Here is a 14,010-nt window from a genome sequence, read left to right on the forward strand (position 1 = left end):
CTCAATTGCCGCGCGTGACGCTCAAGCCCTTGAGCAGGCTCAGCGCCTGGCCCAACTGGTAGTCGTCGTCCTGCAGGCGTGGCTTGCCCTTGGTCGGCTTGACGCTCGGCTTGTCCGCGCCGCCGTTGCCATTACCCAAGTGACCTTGCAGGTCGGCTTCCTTGAAGGTCTCGTCGTCCTGGGCCCCGCTGACCTTGGCCTGGCGCACCTCGACATCCGGAACGATGCCCTGGGCCTGGATCGAGCGACCGTTGGGTGTGTAGTACAGCGCGGTGGTGATCTTCAGCGCGCGGTCATTGCTCAGCGGCAGCACGGTCTGCACCGAGCCCTTGCCGAAGCTGTTGGTGCCCATCAGTACTGCGCGTTTCTGGTCTTGCAGGGCGCCGGCGACGATTTCCGAAGCCGAGGCGCTGCCGCCGTTGATCAGCACCACCATCGGGACCGCTTCGCTTTCGTCGTGGCCGGTGGCCGAGAAGCGCAGTTCGGAGTTGGCGATGCGACCCTTGGTGTAGACGATCAGGCCCTTTTTGATGAAGTGGTCGACCACTTCCACCGCCGCCTGCAGCACGCCACCGGGGTTGTTGCGCAGGTCGAGGACGATGCCGTTGAGCTTCTTGTTGCCGTTTTCCTTGCGCAGGGCCGTCAGGGCCTTGGAGACCTCGTCGCCGGTCTTGACCTGGAACTGGGTGATGCGGATATAGCCGTAGCCGTTATCCAGCATCTGGCTGCGCACGCTCTTGGTGCGGATGATCGCCCGGGTCAGGGTCACGTCAAAGGGCGCGCCGCCATTGCGTACCAGGGTCAGGGTGATTTTCTGGCCGACCTTGCCGCGCATCTTGTCGACCGCTTCGGTCATGGTCTGGCCACGGGTCGGCTGGCCGTTGATCTTGACGATCAGGTCACCGGCCTGCACGCCGGCCTTGGACGCCGGGGTGTCGTCGATGGGCGAGATCACCTTGACGAAATTGTCTTCCATGCCGACTTCGATACCCAGGCCGCCGAATTCGCCGCTGGTGTCTTCCTGCAACTGGGCGAAGTCGTCCGGCCCGAGGTAGGCGGAATGCGGGTCGAGGTTGCTGAGCATGCCCTTGATGGCATTCTCCAGCAGGGTCTTGTCGTCCACCGGCTCGACATAGGCGGCCTTGATCCGGTCCATGACCTCGGCAAAGGTGCGCAGCTCATCGAGCGGCAGCGGAGCCTTGGCGGTGACGGCCGGGGCGGCGGCCGGAGCGGGCTGGGCAGGCTGCGCAGCGAACGCATGGGGCGCGCCGATCACCAGGGCGATCGTCAGGGCCAGCGAGGTGAGGCGGGACAGATGCAACATGTCGAACGAACTCCTGATTAAGATGCCGGCCTATCCTTGGGCGCGGCACCATTGAGCCGGATCACTCGGGTGACCCTGCTGACGTATAGCGAAATACAGTGCTGGTGCTTCCTGGCCGCCACTGTTACCTACAGTAGAGATCGATTCACCGGCTTTTACCACATCGCCTGCTGACTTGAGCAGCGTCTGGTTGTGGCCATAGAGGCTCAGGTAACCGTTGCCGTGGTCCAGAATGACCAGCAGGCCGGCGCCTCGCAACCAGTCGGCGAACACCACGCGGCCCCCGTGCACGGCGTGCACCTGGCTACCGGCGGCGGCGCTGATCATCACGCCGTCCCACTTGGTCCGGGCGTCATCGCCACGGGTTTCGCCAAAGCGCGCGAGCAAGCGGCCATCAACTGGCCAGGGCAGTTTGCCGCGCGCTGAGGCAAAAGGGCCGCCGAAGGATTCTCCCGCACTCGAGACCAGGGCGCCGGGCGTGGTTTTACGCGGGGGGCGAGGGCTGTCGTCGTTGGCGAGCTCGGCCGCCTCACGCTGGCGCTTTTTTTCGGCTTCCTGCTGGGCGAGCAGCGCTTTCTGGCGCGCTTCTTCCGCCTCGCGGGCCTGGCGGGCCAGGGTTTCTTCGATGGTCTTGAGGACTTTCGACAGGTCGGCCTGGTCCTGTTCGCGGGCGGCGAGCTTCTGGTCGCGGGCCTTCACGTCGTCATTGAGCTTGGCCAGCGCCGCCTGGCGCTCCTTGCGGACCTTGTCCAGCTCGTCGCGCTGGCTGTCCAGGCTGCTTTTCTGCACCAGCAACTGGGCCTGCTGCAGATTGATGTCTTTTTCGACGTTGGCCAGTTGGCGCAGGGTTTCGTTGAAGTTCTTCAACTGCTCCATACGGGCCTGGCTCAGGTAGTCGTAATAGGTCAGGGTGCGGGCGAATTTTTCCGGGTTCTGCTGGTTGAGCAGCAGCTTGAGGTACTCCTGGCGGCCCCCCTGGTAGGCGGCGCGGGCCTGGTAGGCGGCGCGGGCCTGGATGGCGATCAGTCGCTGCTGTTCAGTGCGCGCGCTCTGGAGTTTTTTTTTCTCTCCATCGAGCCGCTGCAGTTCGCTTTCGCTCTTTTTCAGCTCTTTCTGCAGGGCATCGACTTCCTTCTCCAGCTTGCCCATCTCGGTTTCGGTGCCGCGCAGTTCTTTCTGCACGCCGGATTTTTCTTCCTGCAGCTTGCCCAGGAGCTTTTTCAGCTCAGCGATATCCTGACGCGTGGCGTCCAACTGCTGCTGGGTTTGCGTGCGCTCGTCGGCAAAGGCCGGTTGGAGCAGGCAGATCAAGGCTAGGGCGATAAGGGCGCGAAGCATGGGGCGGGCGACACCTGGGAACGGGACGTCCTAGTATGCCCGCCGCGCGCTGCAAAAAAAACGCCCAAAAGCGGTTGCTTTCAGGCGTTTCCGATAAAGCGGTAGGCCGCAGGCCGGCGGCCGGCCAGATTTACGGTATTTAGACGTCAGTCAGGATCGAAGTACCGGTCATCTCTTGCGGCTGTTTCAGGCCCAGAAGCTTGAGCATGGTCGGTGCGACATCCGCCAACACGCCGCCTTCGCGGACCTTCAGCGGCCGTTTGCCGAAGTAGATGAACGGTACTGGCTCGGTGGTGTGGGCGGTGTGGGCCTGACCGGTGGTTTCGTCTTCCATTTGTTCGACGTTGCCGTGGTCGGCGGTGATCAGGGCTTCGCCGCCGACCTTCTCCAGGGCGTCGACGATACGTCCTACGCACAAATCCAGACATTCCACGGCTTTAACGGCCGCCTCGAACACGCCGCTGTGGCCGACCATGTCGCCGTTGGCGTAGTTGACCACGATCACGTCATAGCGCAGGTGCTCGATGGCGTCGACGATCCGGTCGGTGACCTCGGGTGCGCTCATTTCCGGCTGCAGGTCGTAGGTGGCGACTTTCGGCGACGGGATCAGGATGCGTTCTTCGCCGGGGAAGGGCTCCTCGCGACCGCCGGAGAAGAAGAAGGTCACGTGGGCGTATTTCTCGGTTTCGGCGATCCGCAGTTGGGTCTTGCCGTTTTTCGCCAGGTAGTCGCCCAGCACGTTTTCCAGGCTGCCCGGGGCAAAGGCCGACGGCGCGGGGATGCTGGCGGCGTATTGGGTGAGCATGACGAAACCGGCCAGCTTGGGTTGGCGGGCGCGTTCGAAGTCCTTGAAGTCGTCTTCGACGAACACCCGGGTCAGCTCACGGGCGCGGTCGGCGCGGAAGTTCATGAACACCACGGCGTCGCCGTCTTCGACTGTGACTTTCTCGCCAATGCTCGTGGCCTTGACGAATTCGTCGCTCTCGCCGCGCTCATAGGCGGCCTGCAGGCCTTCCTGGGCGGTGGCGGCCTGGAACTCGGCCTGGCCGTCGACGATCAGGTTGTAGGCCTGGGTCACGCGGTCCCAGCGGTTGTCGCGGTCCATGGCGAAATAACGGCCCACCAGGCTGGCGATGCGGCCCTTGCCCAGGGTGCGGAAGGTTTCGTCCAGCAGTTCGATGGACGACTCGGCGCTTTTCGGCGGGGTGTCGCGACCGTCGAGGAAGGCGTGCAGGTAGATCTTCTCGGCGCCGCGCTTGAACGCCAGCTCGGCCATGGCCACCAGGTGGTCCTGGTGGCTGTGCACGCCACCCTCGGACAGCAGGCCGAGAATGTGCACTGCCTTGCCCGCGCCCACCGCCTTGTCTACCGCCGCGCAGATCGTCGGATTCTCGAAGAACTCGCCGTCGCGGATCGCCTTGGTCACGCGGGTGAAATCCTGGTACACCACACGTCCGGCACCGAGGTTCATGTGGCCGACCTCGGAGTTGCCCATCTGCCCGTCCGGCAGGCCGACATCCATGCCCGAGCCCGAGATCAGGCCATTGGGCACGCTGGCGACGAGACGGTCGAGCACCGGTTTTTTCGCCGCATAGACAGCGTTGTAGTCCTGGCTCTCACTGTGACCGAAGCCATCCAGGATGATCAGGACCAAAGGTTTAGGCGTGGTAGTCATGGATGGCTCTCGCGGCTGGATTGAAAGGACATGGAAAAAAGAGTCGCAGTTTAAAGCCAAGTTCAAAGGCCGTCACCGCCGGGCGGGGTTTGGCCGACCTTGACGGCTGTGTATACTGGCCCACATTTTAACGCCCTGGAAACTCCTGATGGTCGATCACCTGATTGCATTTGCCACTAACCACTACCTGTTGGCCGGCGCCTTCGTGCTCCTGCTGGCCTTGCTGATTGCCCATGAAATGAGCCGCGGCGGCGCCAGCCTGAGCACCGGCCAGCTGACAGCGCTGGTCAACCAGGATCAGGGCGTGGTCATCGACCTGCGTCCGAGCAAGGAATTCGCGGCCGGTCACATCGTCGGCGCGCTGAACATTCCCCAGGACAAGCTGATGGCGCGTATCGGCGAACTGGAAAAGCACAAGGCCAAGACCCTGATTCTGGTCGACGCCCAGGGCCAGCATTCCGGGACTCATGCCCGCGAACTGCTCAAGTCCGGCTTCATTGCCGCCAAGCTGTCCGGCGGTATTTCCAGCTGGAAAGCCGACAATCTGCCGCTGGTGAAGTGATATGGGCCAGGTCGTCGTTTACTCCAGTGATTACTGTCCTTACTGCATGCGGGCCAAGTCGTTGCTCGGCAGCAAGAACGTTGCCTTCGACGAGATCAAGGTCGATGGCAAGCCGCAGCTGCGCGCCGAAATGGCCCGGAAGGCGGGGCGCACGTCCGTGCCGCAGATCTGGATCGGCGACCGGCATGTCGGTGGTTGCGATGACCTGTTCGCCCTCGAGCGCGCCGGGAAGCTGGATGCGTTGCTAGAAGCTTGATTCCCCAACCCTTTAAAGACCTGAAGATCAAGAAGGATCTGCTGCGATGACTGACCAACAGAACACTGCTGCGAACGAAGAAGAAAACCAACCGCAATTCTCCTTGCAGCGTATCTACGTGCGTGACCTGTCCTTCGAAGCCCCGAAAAGCCCGGCGATCTTCCGCCAGCAGTGGGAGCCGAGCGTCGGTCTGGACCTCAACACCCGTCAGAAAGCCCTGGAAAGCGACTTCCACGAGGTGGTGCTGACCCTGTCGGTGACCGTGAAGAACGGTGACGAAGTGGCGTTCATCGCTGAAGTGCAGCAGGCCGGTATCTTCCTGATCAAGAACCTGGACGCGCCTTCCATGAGCCACACCCTGGGTGCGTTCTGCCCGAACATCCTGTTCCCGTACGCGCGCGAAACCCTGGACAGCCTGGTGACCCGTGGTTCGTTCCCGGCGCTGATGCTGGCCCCGGTCAACTTCGACGCCCTGTACGCGCAAGAGCTGCAGCGTCTGCAGGAAGAAGGTTCGCAAACCGTTCAATAAGCGGATTGCCGGCACCTACAGAAAAAAGCGCCTTTTCGGCGCTTTTTTTGTTCAGGCAAAGCCCAGCTGGCGCCAGCCTTCGTAAACCGCCACCGCCACGGTGTTGGACAGGTTCAGGCTGCGGCAGCCTTCGCGCATGGGCAGGCGCAGGCGCTGTTCGCCGGGCAGGGCGTCGAGCACCTCGGCCGGCAGGCCACGGCTTTCCGGACCGAAGAGAAACGCATCGCCCTCGGCGAAGCGCGCATCGTGGAACAGCCGCGAACCCTTGGTGGTGAAGGCGAACAGGCGCGGGTGGCCAAGGCTTTCCAGGCAACTGGCGAGGTCGGTGTGGGTCTTGAGCGTGGCGTACTCGTGATAGTCGAGGCCGGCACGGCGCAGGCGCTTGTCGTCCATTTCGAAACCGATGGGCTCGATCAAATGCAGGTGGCAGCCGCTGTTGGCGCATAGCCTTATAATGTTGCCGGTATTCGGCGGAATTTCTGGTTGAAAAAGGATGACGTGAAACATGCACGGCTCCGAAGATGAAGATAGGCAGCATTCTACTCCCGAAGAGGACCCGCGACCGAAGCTAATGCCGCGGGTAATGGGATCGTTGGCGATTGTCGGCCTGATGATCGGTCTGATGATCGGCCGCCTGACGGCGCCCGAGCCCCTGGTGCTGCAACAGGTCGACGCGGTGCCCGACGGGGTGGTGCTGTGGTTCAGTGCCGAACCCAAGGTGCATGGCGAGGAGGTCGACGGTGCGGTGGCGTTGTTGTTCGATGCCGAGGGCAAGGCGCAGAGCGGGCACTTGCAGGTGGCCGGCAAGGACGCCAACTGGCATGTGCGCGTGAGTGACAAGGGGTTGTTGCTGACGCTGCTGGCGGCGCGTCCGCTGCACGGCGAGTGGGCCGGCGCGACGGTAGACGGCCGCTGGAGATTGGCGATCAATCTCCGGGAGGAATAAAAGAGGGAAGTCCTGGCCTGCCTGTACCAGGGTTCCCGAAAGCATCTGGACTCGTCGCTGTGAGCGGTATGAGTCCCGGTTGTAAAGAAGGGGAGTCCCGGCCTGCCTGTACCAGGGTCCCCGAAAGCGTTTGGACTCGTCGCGGCGGGCGGTATGAGTCCGGGTGTTAAAGAGGGAAGTCCCGGCCTGCCTGTACCGGGGTTCCCGAAAGCGTTTTGGGGCTCGTCGCTGTGAGCGGTGTGAGCCCCGGTTGTAAAGAAGGGGAGTCCTGGCCTGCCTGTACCAGGGTCCCCGAAACTGGGTTGTACTGGGGTTATTGCAGGGCGCGTGCCAGTTTTTGAAAAACGCCGACGATTGCTTCGGAAATTTCCTAGGGATGGCTGAGAGTCCCGGAATACGGGGCCTTGCCGGTACGGCAGGAAAACGGCGGTGAGGCTTGCGTAGCTCGGGAGCCTGCTCGATAGCGGTTCAAAGTGCATTGCCGTGGTGCACGCCTACAGTCGCCAAGCTGATTTGCAGGGCAATAAAAAACCCTCTACAGCCCGGCTGTAGAGGGTTTGGCTTGAAGCTTCGCAGGTGCGATCAGGGTTAACCCTCGTCGCTGTCGTCCTCATCCCCGCCATCGACCTTCATGCCCAGCTCCTTGATCTTGCGGGTCAAGGTGTTGCGGCCCCAGCCCAGCAGCACGGCGGCGTCGCGGCGGCGGCCGGCGGTGTGCTTGAGGGCGGTCTCGATCATGATCCGTTCGAAGCTCGGCACGGCGCTGTCCAGCAGGCTGGATTGACCGCGTGCCAGCGCCTGGTCCGCCCACTGGCGCAGCGCCTGCTCCCAGTTGGTCACCGGCGCCGAATCCTGGGGCAGGTTGAGCAGTTCCGGTGGCAGGTCGCTGATATGCACTTCGCGACCGGAGGCCATCACGGTGATCCAGCGGCAGGTGTTCTCCAGCTGGCGCACGTTGCCCGGCCACGGCAGGTTCTTCAGGTATTCCTCGGTTTCCGGCTTCAGCAGCTTCGGCTCCACCGACAACTCCTGGGCGGCACGGGCGAGGAAGTGCTTGGCCAGGGTCGGAATGTCTTCGCGACGGTCCGACATCCGTGGAATATGGATGCGGATCACGTTCAGGCGATGGAACAGGTCTTCACGGAATTTGCCCGCATGGACCAGGGTTTCCAGGTTCTGGTGGGTCGCGGCGATGATGCGCACGTCGACCTTGACCGGCGTATGCCCGCCGACCCGGTAGAACTCGCCGTCCGCCAGCACCCGCAGCAGGCGGGTCTGGGTGTCGGCCGGCATGTCGCCGATCTCGTCGAGGAACAGCGTGCCGCCATCGGCCTGTTCGAAGCGCCCGCGACGCAGGTTGGCCGCGCCGGTAAAGGCGCCTTTCTCGTGGCCGAACAGTTCGGACTCCATCAGGTCCTTGGGAATCGCCGCCATGTTCAAGGCGATGAACGGTTGCGCCGCCCGCGGACTGTGACGGTGCAGGGCGTGGGCCACCAGCTCCTTGCCGGTGCCGGATTCGCCATTGATCAACACCGTGATGTTGGAGTGGCTGAGGCGACCGATGGCGCGAAACACTTCCTGCATCGCCGGCGCTTCACCGATGATTTCCGGGGTGCGGGTCAGGGTCGGCGCCACGTCCATGCCTTGCTGTTCCTGGGCATGCTGGTTGGCGCGCTTGACCAGCGACACCGCTTCATCGACGTCGAACGGCTTGGGCAGGTATTCGAACGCCCCGCCCTGGTAGGACGCCACCGCGCTGTCGAGGTCGGAATGGGCGGTCATGATGATCACCGGCAGGCGCGGGTGCTGCTCGCGAATCCGCGCCAGCAGGTCCAGGCCACTGGCGCCGGGCATGCGGATGTCGGAGATGATCACATCCGGTTGCTGACGGACCAGGCGGCTCATCACGCCATCGGCACTGTCGAAGCTCTGGGTGGTCATGCCTTCCTGTTGCAGGGCTTTCTCCAGGACCCAGCGGATAGAACGGTCGTCATCGACGATCCACACGGTTTCACTACGGCTCATGTCGATGTGGCTCCTTGTTCCAGTGGCAGAAAGATCGAGAACGTGGTGTGGCCGGGGTGGCTCTCACACTCGATCAGGCCCTGGTGCTGGCTGATGATGTTCTGGGTAATGGCCAGGCCCAGCCCGGTACCGTCCGGGCGGCCGCTGACCATGGGGTAGAAGATGGTTTCCTGCAGCTCGGCGGGAATCCCCGGGCCGTTGTCGATGATCTCGATCTTGGTCACCAGGCGATGGCGGACATGGCCGATGGTGAACTGGCGGATCGCCCGGGTGCGCAGGCTGATGCGGCCCAGGCGCAGCTCGTTCTGGCTGCTGATGGCCTGCATGGCGTTGCGCACGATATTGAGCACGGCCTGGATCATCTGTTCACGGTCGATCAGGACGTCGGGAATGCTGGGGTCATAGTCCCGCACCAGGTTGATGCAGCCCTGGCTTTCGGCCTCCACCAGGCTGCTGACGTGTTCCAGCACTTCGTGGACGTTGGTCAGCGCCAGGGACGGCAGTTTGTTCGAGCCGAGCATGCGATCCACCAGGTTACGCAGGCGATCGGCCTCTTCGATGATGACGTTGGTGTAGTCCTTCAGGCTTTCTTCCGGCAGCTCGCGGGCCAGCAACTGCGCGGCCCCGCGGATCCCGCCCAGGGGGTTCTTGATCTCGTGGGCCAGGCCGCGCACCAGCATCTTGGTGGTTTCCTGCTTGGACAGCTGGGCCTCTTCCTTGGTGATGCGCAGCAGGCGGTCACGGGGATGGACTTCCAGCAGCAGCAGGGTTTCGCCCTGGCTGAGAATCGGCGTCACGGCGTAGTCGACGGTCAGGGTCTGGCCGGTCAGCGCCGTGAGCATGGCTTCGCGCTTGGTGAACGGGTGCGCCTGCTCCACGGCTTGGCGCAGGGAGTTCAAGGCTTCGACGGACTCGGTGAACAGTTCGCTGATGAACTGGCCATGGCTGCGCTGGCCGCTGATGGCCAGGAGCATTTCCGCCGCCGGGTTCATGTACTCCAGGCGCAGTTCGGCGTTGAGCAGGATGGTGGCGGTGGTCAGGTTGTCGAGTAACAGTCTGTGCAGGGCGTCGCTGATGGTCATGGGGACCTCTTTTGGAGCATGGCAAACGGGGCCGGTCCCGATTTGCGCGCGCGAATAAGGCGCCGATACGAGGAAAATGCAAAAACCAAACCAAGGCTCCGAAAAGAAGCGCGAATCGTCTGAAATGGGCGTTTCAGGCTCGATTGAGTGGCGTTCTGCCAGTTGTCGCGGGTACTTTCGAACCAAAATGGGATTTGGCTCGGGCAAGTGTGCAGTTTAGTGCACCAATGTGGTGCCTGTGAGCGCTGATCAGAGAAACGGCAAAATGCTGCTGCTTTCTTCTACGGGCTTGTCCGCCAGGGGGCATTCGGGCCGTTGGCCGTAGTCGGCGAGCTGGCAGGGGTTGGCCTGGCGTTTCTGCGCTAGCGAGATGCGCACCATATGGAAGGGCTGGTTGGCCGTGCGTTCGACGATCCGCCCCTGTTCGTCGAGGATTTCCACCGCCAGCTGGTGGCTGCCGCGGTCTATGTTGTTCAAGGCGAACACCGGGCTGGAACCGGGCGCGGCGGTGGGTTTGCCGTCCAGCAGCAGGCGATAGGCATGGCTGGGCATCAGGCCGGGTTCGCTGGTGACGCTGACGATCAGATTGCCTTCGGTGCTACGGATGGTTGCATCGGGGTCCGGCACCAGGATGCGCAGCATCTGGTAATGGACGATCGGCTGGACCTTGGGCTTTGTCGGGGCGGTTGGCGCAGGCGGGGGGCTCGCCGGTGTCAGCGACAGGCGATTGACCGGCGGCAGGGGCACCGCTTTGGCGCCGGCGCGGTGCTGGTCGGTGAAGACCCGATTGCCCTGGCTGTCGATGTAGGTGTAGATCTCGGCCGGCGCGGAGCCTGCGCAGAGGGTCAGGAGCAGCGGCAGCAGGCGGACGAACACTCGAATCATGGATGGCTCACGGGCTTGTGCACCCGTTGGAGGGTAAAGGGCACGATGGGGCTTTGCTGCACGACCTGGTCGCCCGCCAGCACCTGGACGCCGAGGGTATGGTCGCCGCGGTCGATATTCACCAGTTGCAGGCGCGGCACATTGCTCGGCTGGCCGTAGGGCACGCCGTCGAGTACCAGGCGCAGCAGGTGCTGGCGTTGCAGGCGCGGCTCTAGCTTCACACCCACGGTAAAGGTGCCGTTGTTGGCGCGCAGGGCTTCCTGGGTCGGGATGTCCGTCAGCTCCAGGGTGCTGTAGAGCGCGCCGTCGTTCGCCGATGTCGCCTTCGAGGCCACGGGTGTGGCCGCTGCCGGTGCCGCCGGCGCGGCCGGTTGCTGCAGGCCGACGCTGTTGAGTGGCGGTAGTTCGACGGTCTGCGCGGCGGTGCCGTCGGGCGGCTGGTTGCTGTAGGCCGTGTTGCCGTTGGCGTCGGTGTACTTGTAGATATGTGCGGCCGCCGGCAAGGCAACGGCCATTAGCAGCAAGAGAAGGCTTCGACCCATGGACACTCCCGATAATGGTCCTGGCGGTGGCATCCCGCCCAGATGCGTCAGGGTGTCAGCATAGAGCACAACCTTCAACGGCTTCAGCGCCCGCTGATGCACAACTCGCCTGTGGCGCGAACCAGGGCCAGGTCATGGATCTCGTCGATGCTCAGGGCCTTGCGCCCCTGGGCCAGCCAGGTCGGGCATTGCGGGTCCCGTCGTGAGGCGGCGAAGGCGGCGTAGTGTTGCAGCAGGCGGGTCTGCAGTTGGTCCAGTGCCGGGCGGATCTGTTTCACCAGGTCGGGGCGGGCGATGGTCGGGGCCTTACCGGCATCGCGCCACTTGGCCAGCAGCGCGTATTGCACCAGCTTGTTGGCTTCGATCTGGGCGGCGAGGAATTGGCTCACGTCTTCGGGGTTGAGCTGATAGGTGGCGGCCTGTTGCGCGGCGTTGGCGATGACTTGCTGCTCGCGCGGGCTGTCCTGGATCGGTTTGCCGCTGTCCCATTTGGTCAGCGCGACCTGGTCGGCGATGTCCAGGCGTTCGCTCATGGCCTGGAGCAGGGGCGCCAGGGACGTGGGGGCTGTCGTGGTGTTCGGGGTCTGGGCACAGGCGCCGGTGCTGAGGAGGATGAGCAGCAGTGGGCCGGCAAGGGATTTTTTCAGGTGCATGGAGCGAGCTTCGTCCTGGAAGAGTGGTATGGGGCTCTGAGTAAACGTCACAAGCGCGGCCAGGCGCCAGTTTCTTTTCATGAAGAAGGTGCGGGCTTGTCCCGGGATGTCTATTCACAGCGCGGGATCTTGAAAATGCCGCGAAACCTGTAGGAGCCGGCAAGCCGGCTCCTACAGGGGTCAGAGGTCCGACACGGAGAGCGGTTCTCCCTCGATGCCGGCATAGAACACCAGCAGCTCCACCGGAACCTCGCCGGTCTTGGCACGGTGCTGGATGTTGACCAGTGCGGCTATTGTGTCGCCCTGTTTCAAGAGCGTGTTCCGGCCGCCTTCCCGGGTCTCGACCCGCACTTCACCCGACAGGATGTAGGCGGCGCTGGGCGTCGGGTGGATGTGCCAGCCCAGTTCGGTGTCGGGCGGAATATTGACCTGCAGCAAGGTCAGTTCGGGCGGGCCCGCCGGATAGCGTTCGTAGGGCGTGCCGTCCCAGGAGCGGGTACTGCGCAGCAATACCTGGGCGCGGGGCTGGAGTGGGGTTTGTGGCTCGGGTGTCGAGATCGAGGTCATGGGCGGGTTTCCAGGTTAACGTCCTTGTACCGCGCGTCATGCGCGGTGCCTGTGGTTCCCGGCGCGAGGTCGGGAACCCTAGTTAACGCCCCGCGGCGTCGACCTGCCAGTCTTGAAACGTTTCAAGAAATCTCGTTTTTTACCCATGAAAAAGGCCACCCGAAGGTGGCCTTTCGTTACGCCGCTTGCGCGGGCGCGACTGGATCAGCAGCTGTAGTACAGCTCGTATTCCAGTGGGTGTACGAAGGTACGTACCTTGATTTCTTCTTCGCTTTTCAGCTCGATGTAGGCATCGATGAAGTCGTCGCTGAAAACGCCGCCTTTGGTCAGGAACGCACGACCTTTGTCCAGCTCTTCCAGGGCTTCCTTCAGGCTGCCGCAAACTTGTGGGATCTCTTTGGCCTCTTCAGGCGGCAGGTCATACAGGTTTTTGTCAGCGGCATCGCCAGGGTGGATCTTGTTCTGGATACCGTCCAGACCGGCCATCATCAGTGCGGCGAAGGCCAGGTAAGGGTTGGCAGCCGGATCCGGGAAGCGTGCTTCGATACGACGGGCCTTGGGGCTGTTGACGTAAGGAATACGGATCGAGGCGGAACGGTTGCGAGCCGAGTAGGCCAGCATCACCGGTGCTTCGAAACCTGGGACCAGACGCTTGTAGGAGTTGGTCGACGGGTTGGTGAAGCCGTTCAGGGCCTTACCGTGCTTGATGATGCCGCCGATGAAGTACAGGGCGGTGTCGGACAGACCGGCATAGCCTTCGCCAGCGAAGGTGTTTTTGCCTTCCTTGGAGATGGACATGTGCACGTGCATACCCGAGCCGTTATCGCCGTACAGCGGTTTTGGCATGAAGGTCGCGGTACGGCCGTAGGCATCCGCCACGTTGTGTACGCAGTACTTCAGGGTCTGGACTTCGTCAGCCTTGTTGACCAGGGTGTTGAACTTCACGCCGATTTCGTTCTGGCCGGCAGTCGCCACTTCGTGGTGGTGAACTTCGACGGTCTGGCCCATCTCTTCCAGCGCGTTGCACATGGAGGTACGGATTTCGTGGTCGTGGTCGAACGGTGGAACCGGGAAGTAACCACCTTTGATACCTGGACGGTGGCCTTTGTTACCGCCTTCCACGTCCTGGTCGGACATCCACGAACCTTGTTCGGAGAAGATCTTGAACATGGAGCCGGAGATGTCGGACTTGAACTTGACCGAGTCGAAGATGAAGAACTCAGGCTCCGGACCGAAGAAAGCGGTGTCGCCGATACCGGTGGACTTCAGGTATTCCTCGGCGCGACGGGCGATTGCACGTGGGTCGCGGTCGTAGCCCTGCATGGTCGAAGGCTCGATCACGTCGCAGACCAGGATCAGGGTCGGCTCTTCGGTGAACGGGTCGAGTACGGCAGTGCTGTCGTCCGGCATCAGGATCATGTCGGAGGCTTCGATGCCTTTCCAGCCGGAGATGGAGGAGCCGTCGAACATCTTGCCGATTTCGAAGAAATCTTCATCCAGTGCATCACGGGCCGGCATGGTCACGTGGTGCTGAGTGCCTTTGGTGTCAGTGAAGCGCAGATCAATCCACTTAACGTCATGATCTTTGATGAGTTGAACCGACTTCGACATGGTGTCCTCCGGGTG

General features: G+C 62.7%; 15 protein-coding genes. 4 read left to right on the forward strand and 11 right to left on the reverse strand.

Annotation, left to right across the window (positions count from 1 at the left end; genetic code table 11):
• Position 1 precedes the first annotated feature (1 nt).
• The 3 genes from UCMB321_RS02335 to gpmI all read right to left on the reverse strand — a co-directional run bounded on the left by UCMB321_RS02335 (position 2) and on the right by gpmI (position 4,337).
• Positions 2 to 1,324: a S41 family peptidase gene (locus tag UCMB321_RS02335; RefSeq protein WP_040063497.1), complete on the reverse strand. Its 1,323-nt coding sequence runs from the start codon at positions 1,322 to 1,324 to the stop codon at positions 2 to 4.
• Between the two features lie 30 nt (positions 1,325 to 1,354).
• Positions 1,355 to 2,662 (reverse strand): murein hydrolase activator EnvC family protein, encoded by a 1,308-nt coding sequence (locus tag UCMB321_RS02340; RefSeq protein ID WP_040063498.1) that lies wholly within the window; start codon positions 2,660 to 2,662, stop codon positions 1,355 to 1,357.
• Between the two features lie 139 nt (positions 2,663 to 2,801).
• Complete coding sequence (gpmI, locus tag UCMB321_RS02345) at positions 2,802 to 4,337, reverse strand: 2,3-bisphosphoglycerate-independent phosphoglycerate mutase (RefSeq protein ID WP_040063499.1); 1,536 nt, start codon at positions 4,335 to 4,337, stop codon at positions 2,802 to 2,804.
• Between the two features lie 148 nt (positions 4,338 to 4,485).
• On the opposite strand from gpmI, the gene UCMB321_RS02350 reads away from it, so the two are divergent.
• Genes UCMB321_RS02350 through secB form a run of 3 tightly spaced genes read left to right on the forward strand, consistent with a single transcriptional unit; the run spans position 4,486 to position 5,684 of the window.
• The gene (locus tag UCMB321_RS02350) at positions 4,486 to 4,899 is read left to right on the forward strand and encodes a rhodanese-like domain-containing protein (protein WP_040063500.1); all 414 of its coding nucleotides are present in this window, start codon (positions 4,486 to 4,488) and stop codon (positions 4,897 to 4,899) included.
• 1 nt (position 4,900) lies between these two features.
• On the forward strand, positions 4,901 to 5,155 hold the full coding sequence (gene grxC / locus UCMB321_RS02355; protein WP_040063501.1) for a glutaredoxin 3: 255 nt from the start codon (positions 4,901 to 4,903) through the stop codon (positions 5,153 to 5,155).
• Between the two features lie 46 nt (positions 5,156 to 5,201).
• Entirely contained in the window at positions 5,202 to 5,684 is a 483-nt protein-coding gene (secB, locus tag UCMB321_RS02360; RefSeq protein ID WP_040063502.1) for a protein-export chaperone SecB, read from the forward strand.
• Between the two features lie 51 nt (positions 5,685 to 5,735).
• On the opposite strand, the gene UCMB321_RS02365 is transcribed toward secB, so the two are convergent.
• The gene (locus UCMB321_RS02365) at positions 5,736 to 6,191 is read right to left on the reverse strand and encodes a tRNA (cytidine(34)-2'-O)-methyltransferase (RefSeq protein ID WP_040063503.1); all 456 of its coding nucleotides are present in this window, start codon (positions 6,189 to 6,191) and stop codon (positions 5,736 to 5,738) included.
• Between UCMB321_RS02365 and UCMB321_RS02370 the strand changes: the two genes are divergently transcribed.
• Positions 6,190 to 6,630, forward strand: coding sequence for a hypothetical protein (locus tag UCMB321_RS02370; protein ID WP_040063504.1), 441 nt, complete (start codon positions 6,190 to 6,192; stop codon positions 6,628 to 6,630). The genes UCMB321_RS02365 and UCMB321_RS02370 overlap by 2 nt on opposite strands.
• 588 nt (positions 6,631 to 7,218) lie before the next feature.
• Here the strand turns inward: UCMB321_RS02370 and ntrC are convergent.
• The 7 genes from ntrC to glnA form a co-directional block, all read right to left on the reverse strand.
• Complete coding sequence (ntrC, locus tag UCMB321_RS02375; RefSeq protein WP_040063505.1) at positions 7,219 to 8,655, reverse strand: nitrogen regulation protein NR(I); 1,437 nt, start codon at positions 8,653 to 8,655, stop codon at positions 7,219 to 7,221.
• On the reverse strand, positions 8,652 to 9,737 hold the full coding sequence (gene glnL / locus UCMB321_RS02380) for a nitrogen regulation protein NR(II) (RefSeq protein WP_040063506.1): 1,086 nt from the start codon (positions 9,735 to 9,737) through the stop codon (positions 8,652 to 8,654). The genes ntrC and glnL overlap by 4 nt, the downstream gene beginning before the upstream one ends.
• 249 nt (positions 9,738 to 9,986) lie before the next feature.
• Positions 9,987 to 10,622, reverse strand: a complete 636-nt coding sequence (locus UCMB321_RS02385) for a DUF4124 domain-containing protein (RefSeq protein ID WP_040063507.1) — start codon at positions 10,620 to 10,622, stop codon at positions 9,987 to 9,989.
• Positions 10,619 to 11,164, reverse strand: coding sequence for a DUF4124 domain-containing protein (locus tag UCMB321_RS02390; RefSeq protein ID WP_040063508.1), 546 nt, complete (start codon positions 11,162 to 11,164; stop codon positions 10,619 to 10,621). The genes UCMB321_RS02385 and UCMB321_RS02390 overlap by 4 nt, the downstream gene beginning before the upstream one ends.
• 83 nt (positions 11,165 to 11,247) lie before the next feature.
• Positions 11,248 to 11,817, reverse strand: a complete 570-nt coding sequence (locus UCMB321_RS02395; RefSeq protein ID WP_040063509.1) for a chorismate mutase — start codon at positions 11,815 to 11,817, stop codon at positions 11,248 to 11,250.
• Positions 11,818 to 11,997: 180 nt separating this feature from the next.
• Positions 11,998 to 12,384, reverse strand: a complete 387-nt coding sequence (locus tag UCMB321_RS02400; RefSeq protein ID WP_040063510.1) for a cupin domain-containing protein — start codon at positions 12,382 to 12,384, stop codon at positions 11,998 to 12,000.
• 204 nt (positions 12,385 to 12,588) lie between these two features.
• A complete protein-coding gene (glnA, locus tag UCMB321_RS02405; protein ID WP_040063512.1) occupies positions 12,589 to 13,995 on the reverse strand; it encodes a type I glutamate--ammonia ligase in 1,407 nt (468 codons plus the stop codon).
• Between the last annotated feature and the right edge of the window lie 15 nt (positions 13,996 to 14,010).

Origin of the sequence: Pseudomonas batumici, assembly GCF_000820515.1 — a bacterium.
Lineage (GTDB): Bacteria > Pseudomonadota > Gammaproteobacteria > Pseudomonadales > Pseudomonadaceae > Aquipseudomonas > Aquipseudomonas batumici.

Excerpts from the sequence above, each read along its gene's own strand:
- UCMB321_RS02365 (WP_040063503.1), bottom strand. The coding sequence starts at position 6,191 with ATGTTTCACGTCATCCTTTTTCAACCAGAAATTCCGCCGAATACCGGC.
- UCMB321_RS02385 (WP_040063507.1), bottom strand. The coding sequence starts at position 10,622 with ATGATTCGAGTGTTCGTCCGCCTGCTGCCGCTGCTCCTGACCCTCTGC.
- UCMB321_RS02335 (WP_040063497.1), bottom strand. The coding sequence starts at position 1,324 with ATGTTGCATCTGTCCCGCCTCACCTCGCTGGCCCTGACGATCGCCCTG.
- gpmI (WP_040063499.1), bottom strand. The coding sequence starts at position 4,337 with ATGACTACCACGCCTAAACCTTTGGTCCTGATCATCCTGGATGGCTTC.
- UCMB321_RS02390 (WP_040063508.1), bottom strand. The coding sequence starts at position 11,164 with ATGGGTCGAAGCCTTCTCTTGCTGCTAATGGCCGTTGCCTTGCCGGCG.
- glnL (WP_040063506.1), bottom strand. The coding sequence starts at position 9,737 with ATGACCATCAGCGACGCCCTGCACAGACTGTTACTCGACAACCTGACC.
- UCMB321_RS02340 (WP_040063498.1), bottom strand. The coding sequence starts at position 2,662 with ATGCTTCGCGCCCTTATCGCCCTAGCCTTGATCTGCCTGCTCCAACCG.
- grxC (WP_040063501.1), top strand. The coding sequence starts at position 4,901 with ATGGGCCAGGTCGTCGTTTACTCCAGTGATTACTGTCCTTACTGCATG.
- secB (WP_040063502.1), top strand. The coding sequence starts at position 5,202 with ATGACTGACCAACAGAACACTGCTGCGAACGAAGAAGAAAACCAACCG.
- glnA (WP_040063512.1), bottom strand. The coding sequence starts at position 13,995 with ATGTCGAAGTCGGTTCAACTCATCAAAGATCATGACGTTAAGTGGATT.
- UCMB321_RS02395 (WP_040063509.1), bottom strand. The coding sequence starts at position 11,817 with ATGCACCTGAAAAAATCCCTTGCCGGCCCACTGCTGCTCATCCTCCTC.
- UCMB321_RS02370 (WP_040063504.1), top strand. The coding sequence starts at position 6,190 with ATGCACGGCTCCGAAGATGAAGATAGGCAGCATTCTACTCCCGAAGAG.
- ntrC (WP_040063505.1), bottom strand. The coding sequence starts at position 8,655 with ATGAGCCGTAGTGAAACCGTGTGGATCGTCGATGACGACCGTTCTATC.
- UCMB321_RS02400 (WP_040063510.1), bottom strand. The coding sequence starts at position 12,384 with ATGACCTCGATCTCGACACCCGAGCCACAAACCCCACTCCAGCCCCGC.
- UCMB321_RS02350 (WP_040063500.1), top strand. The coding sequence starts at position 4,486 with ATGGTCGATCACCTGATTGCATTTGCCACTAACCACTACCTGTTGGCC.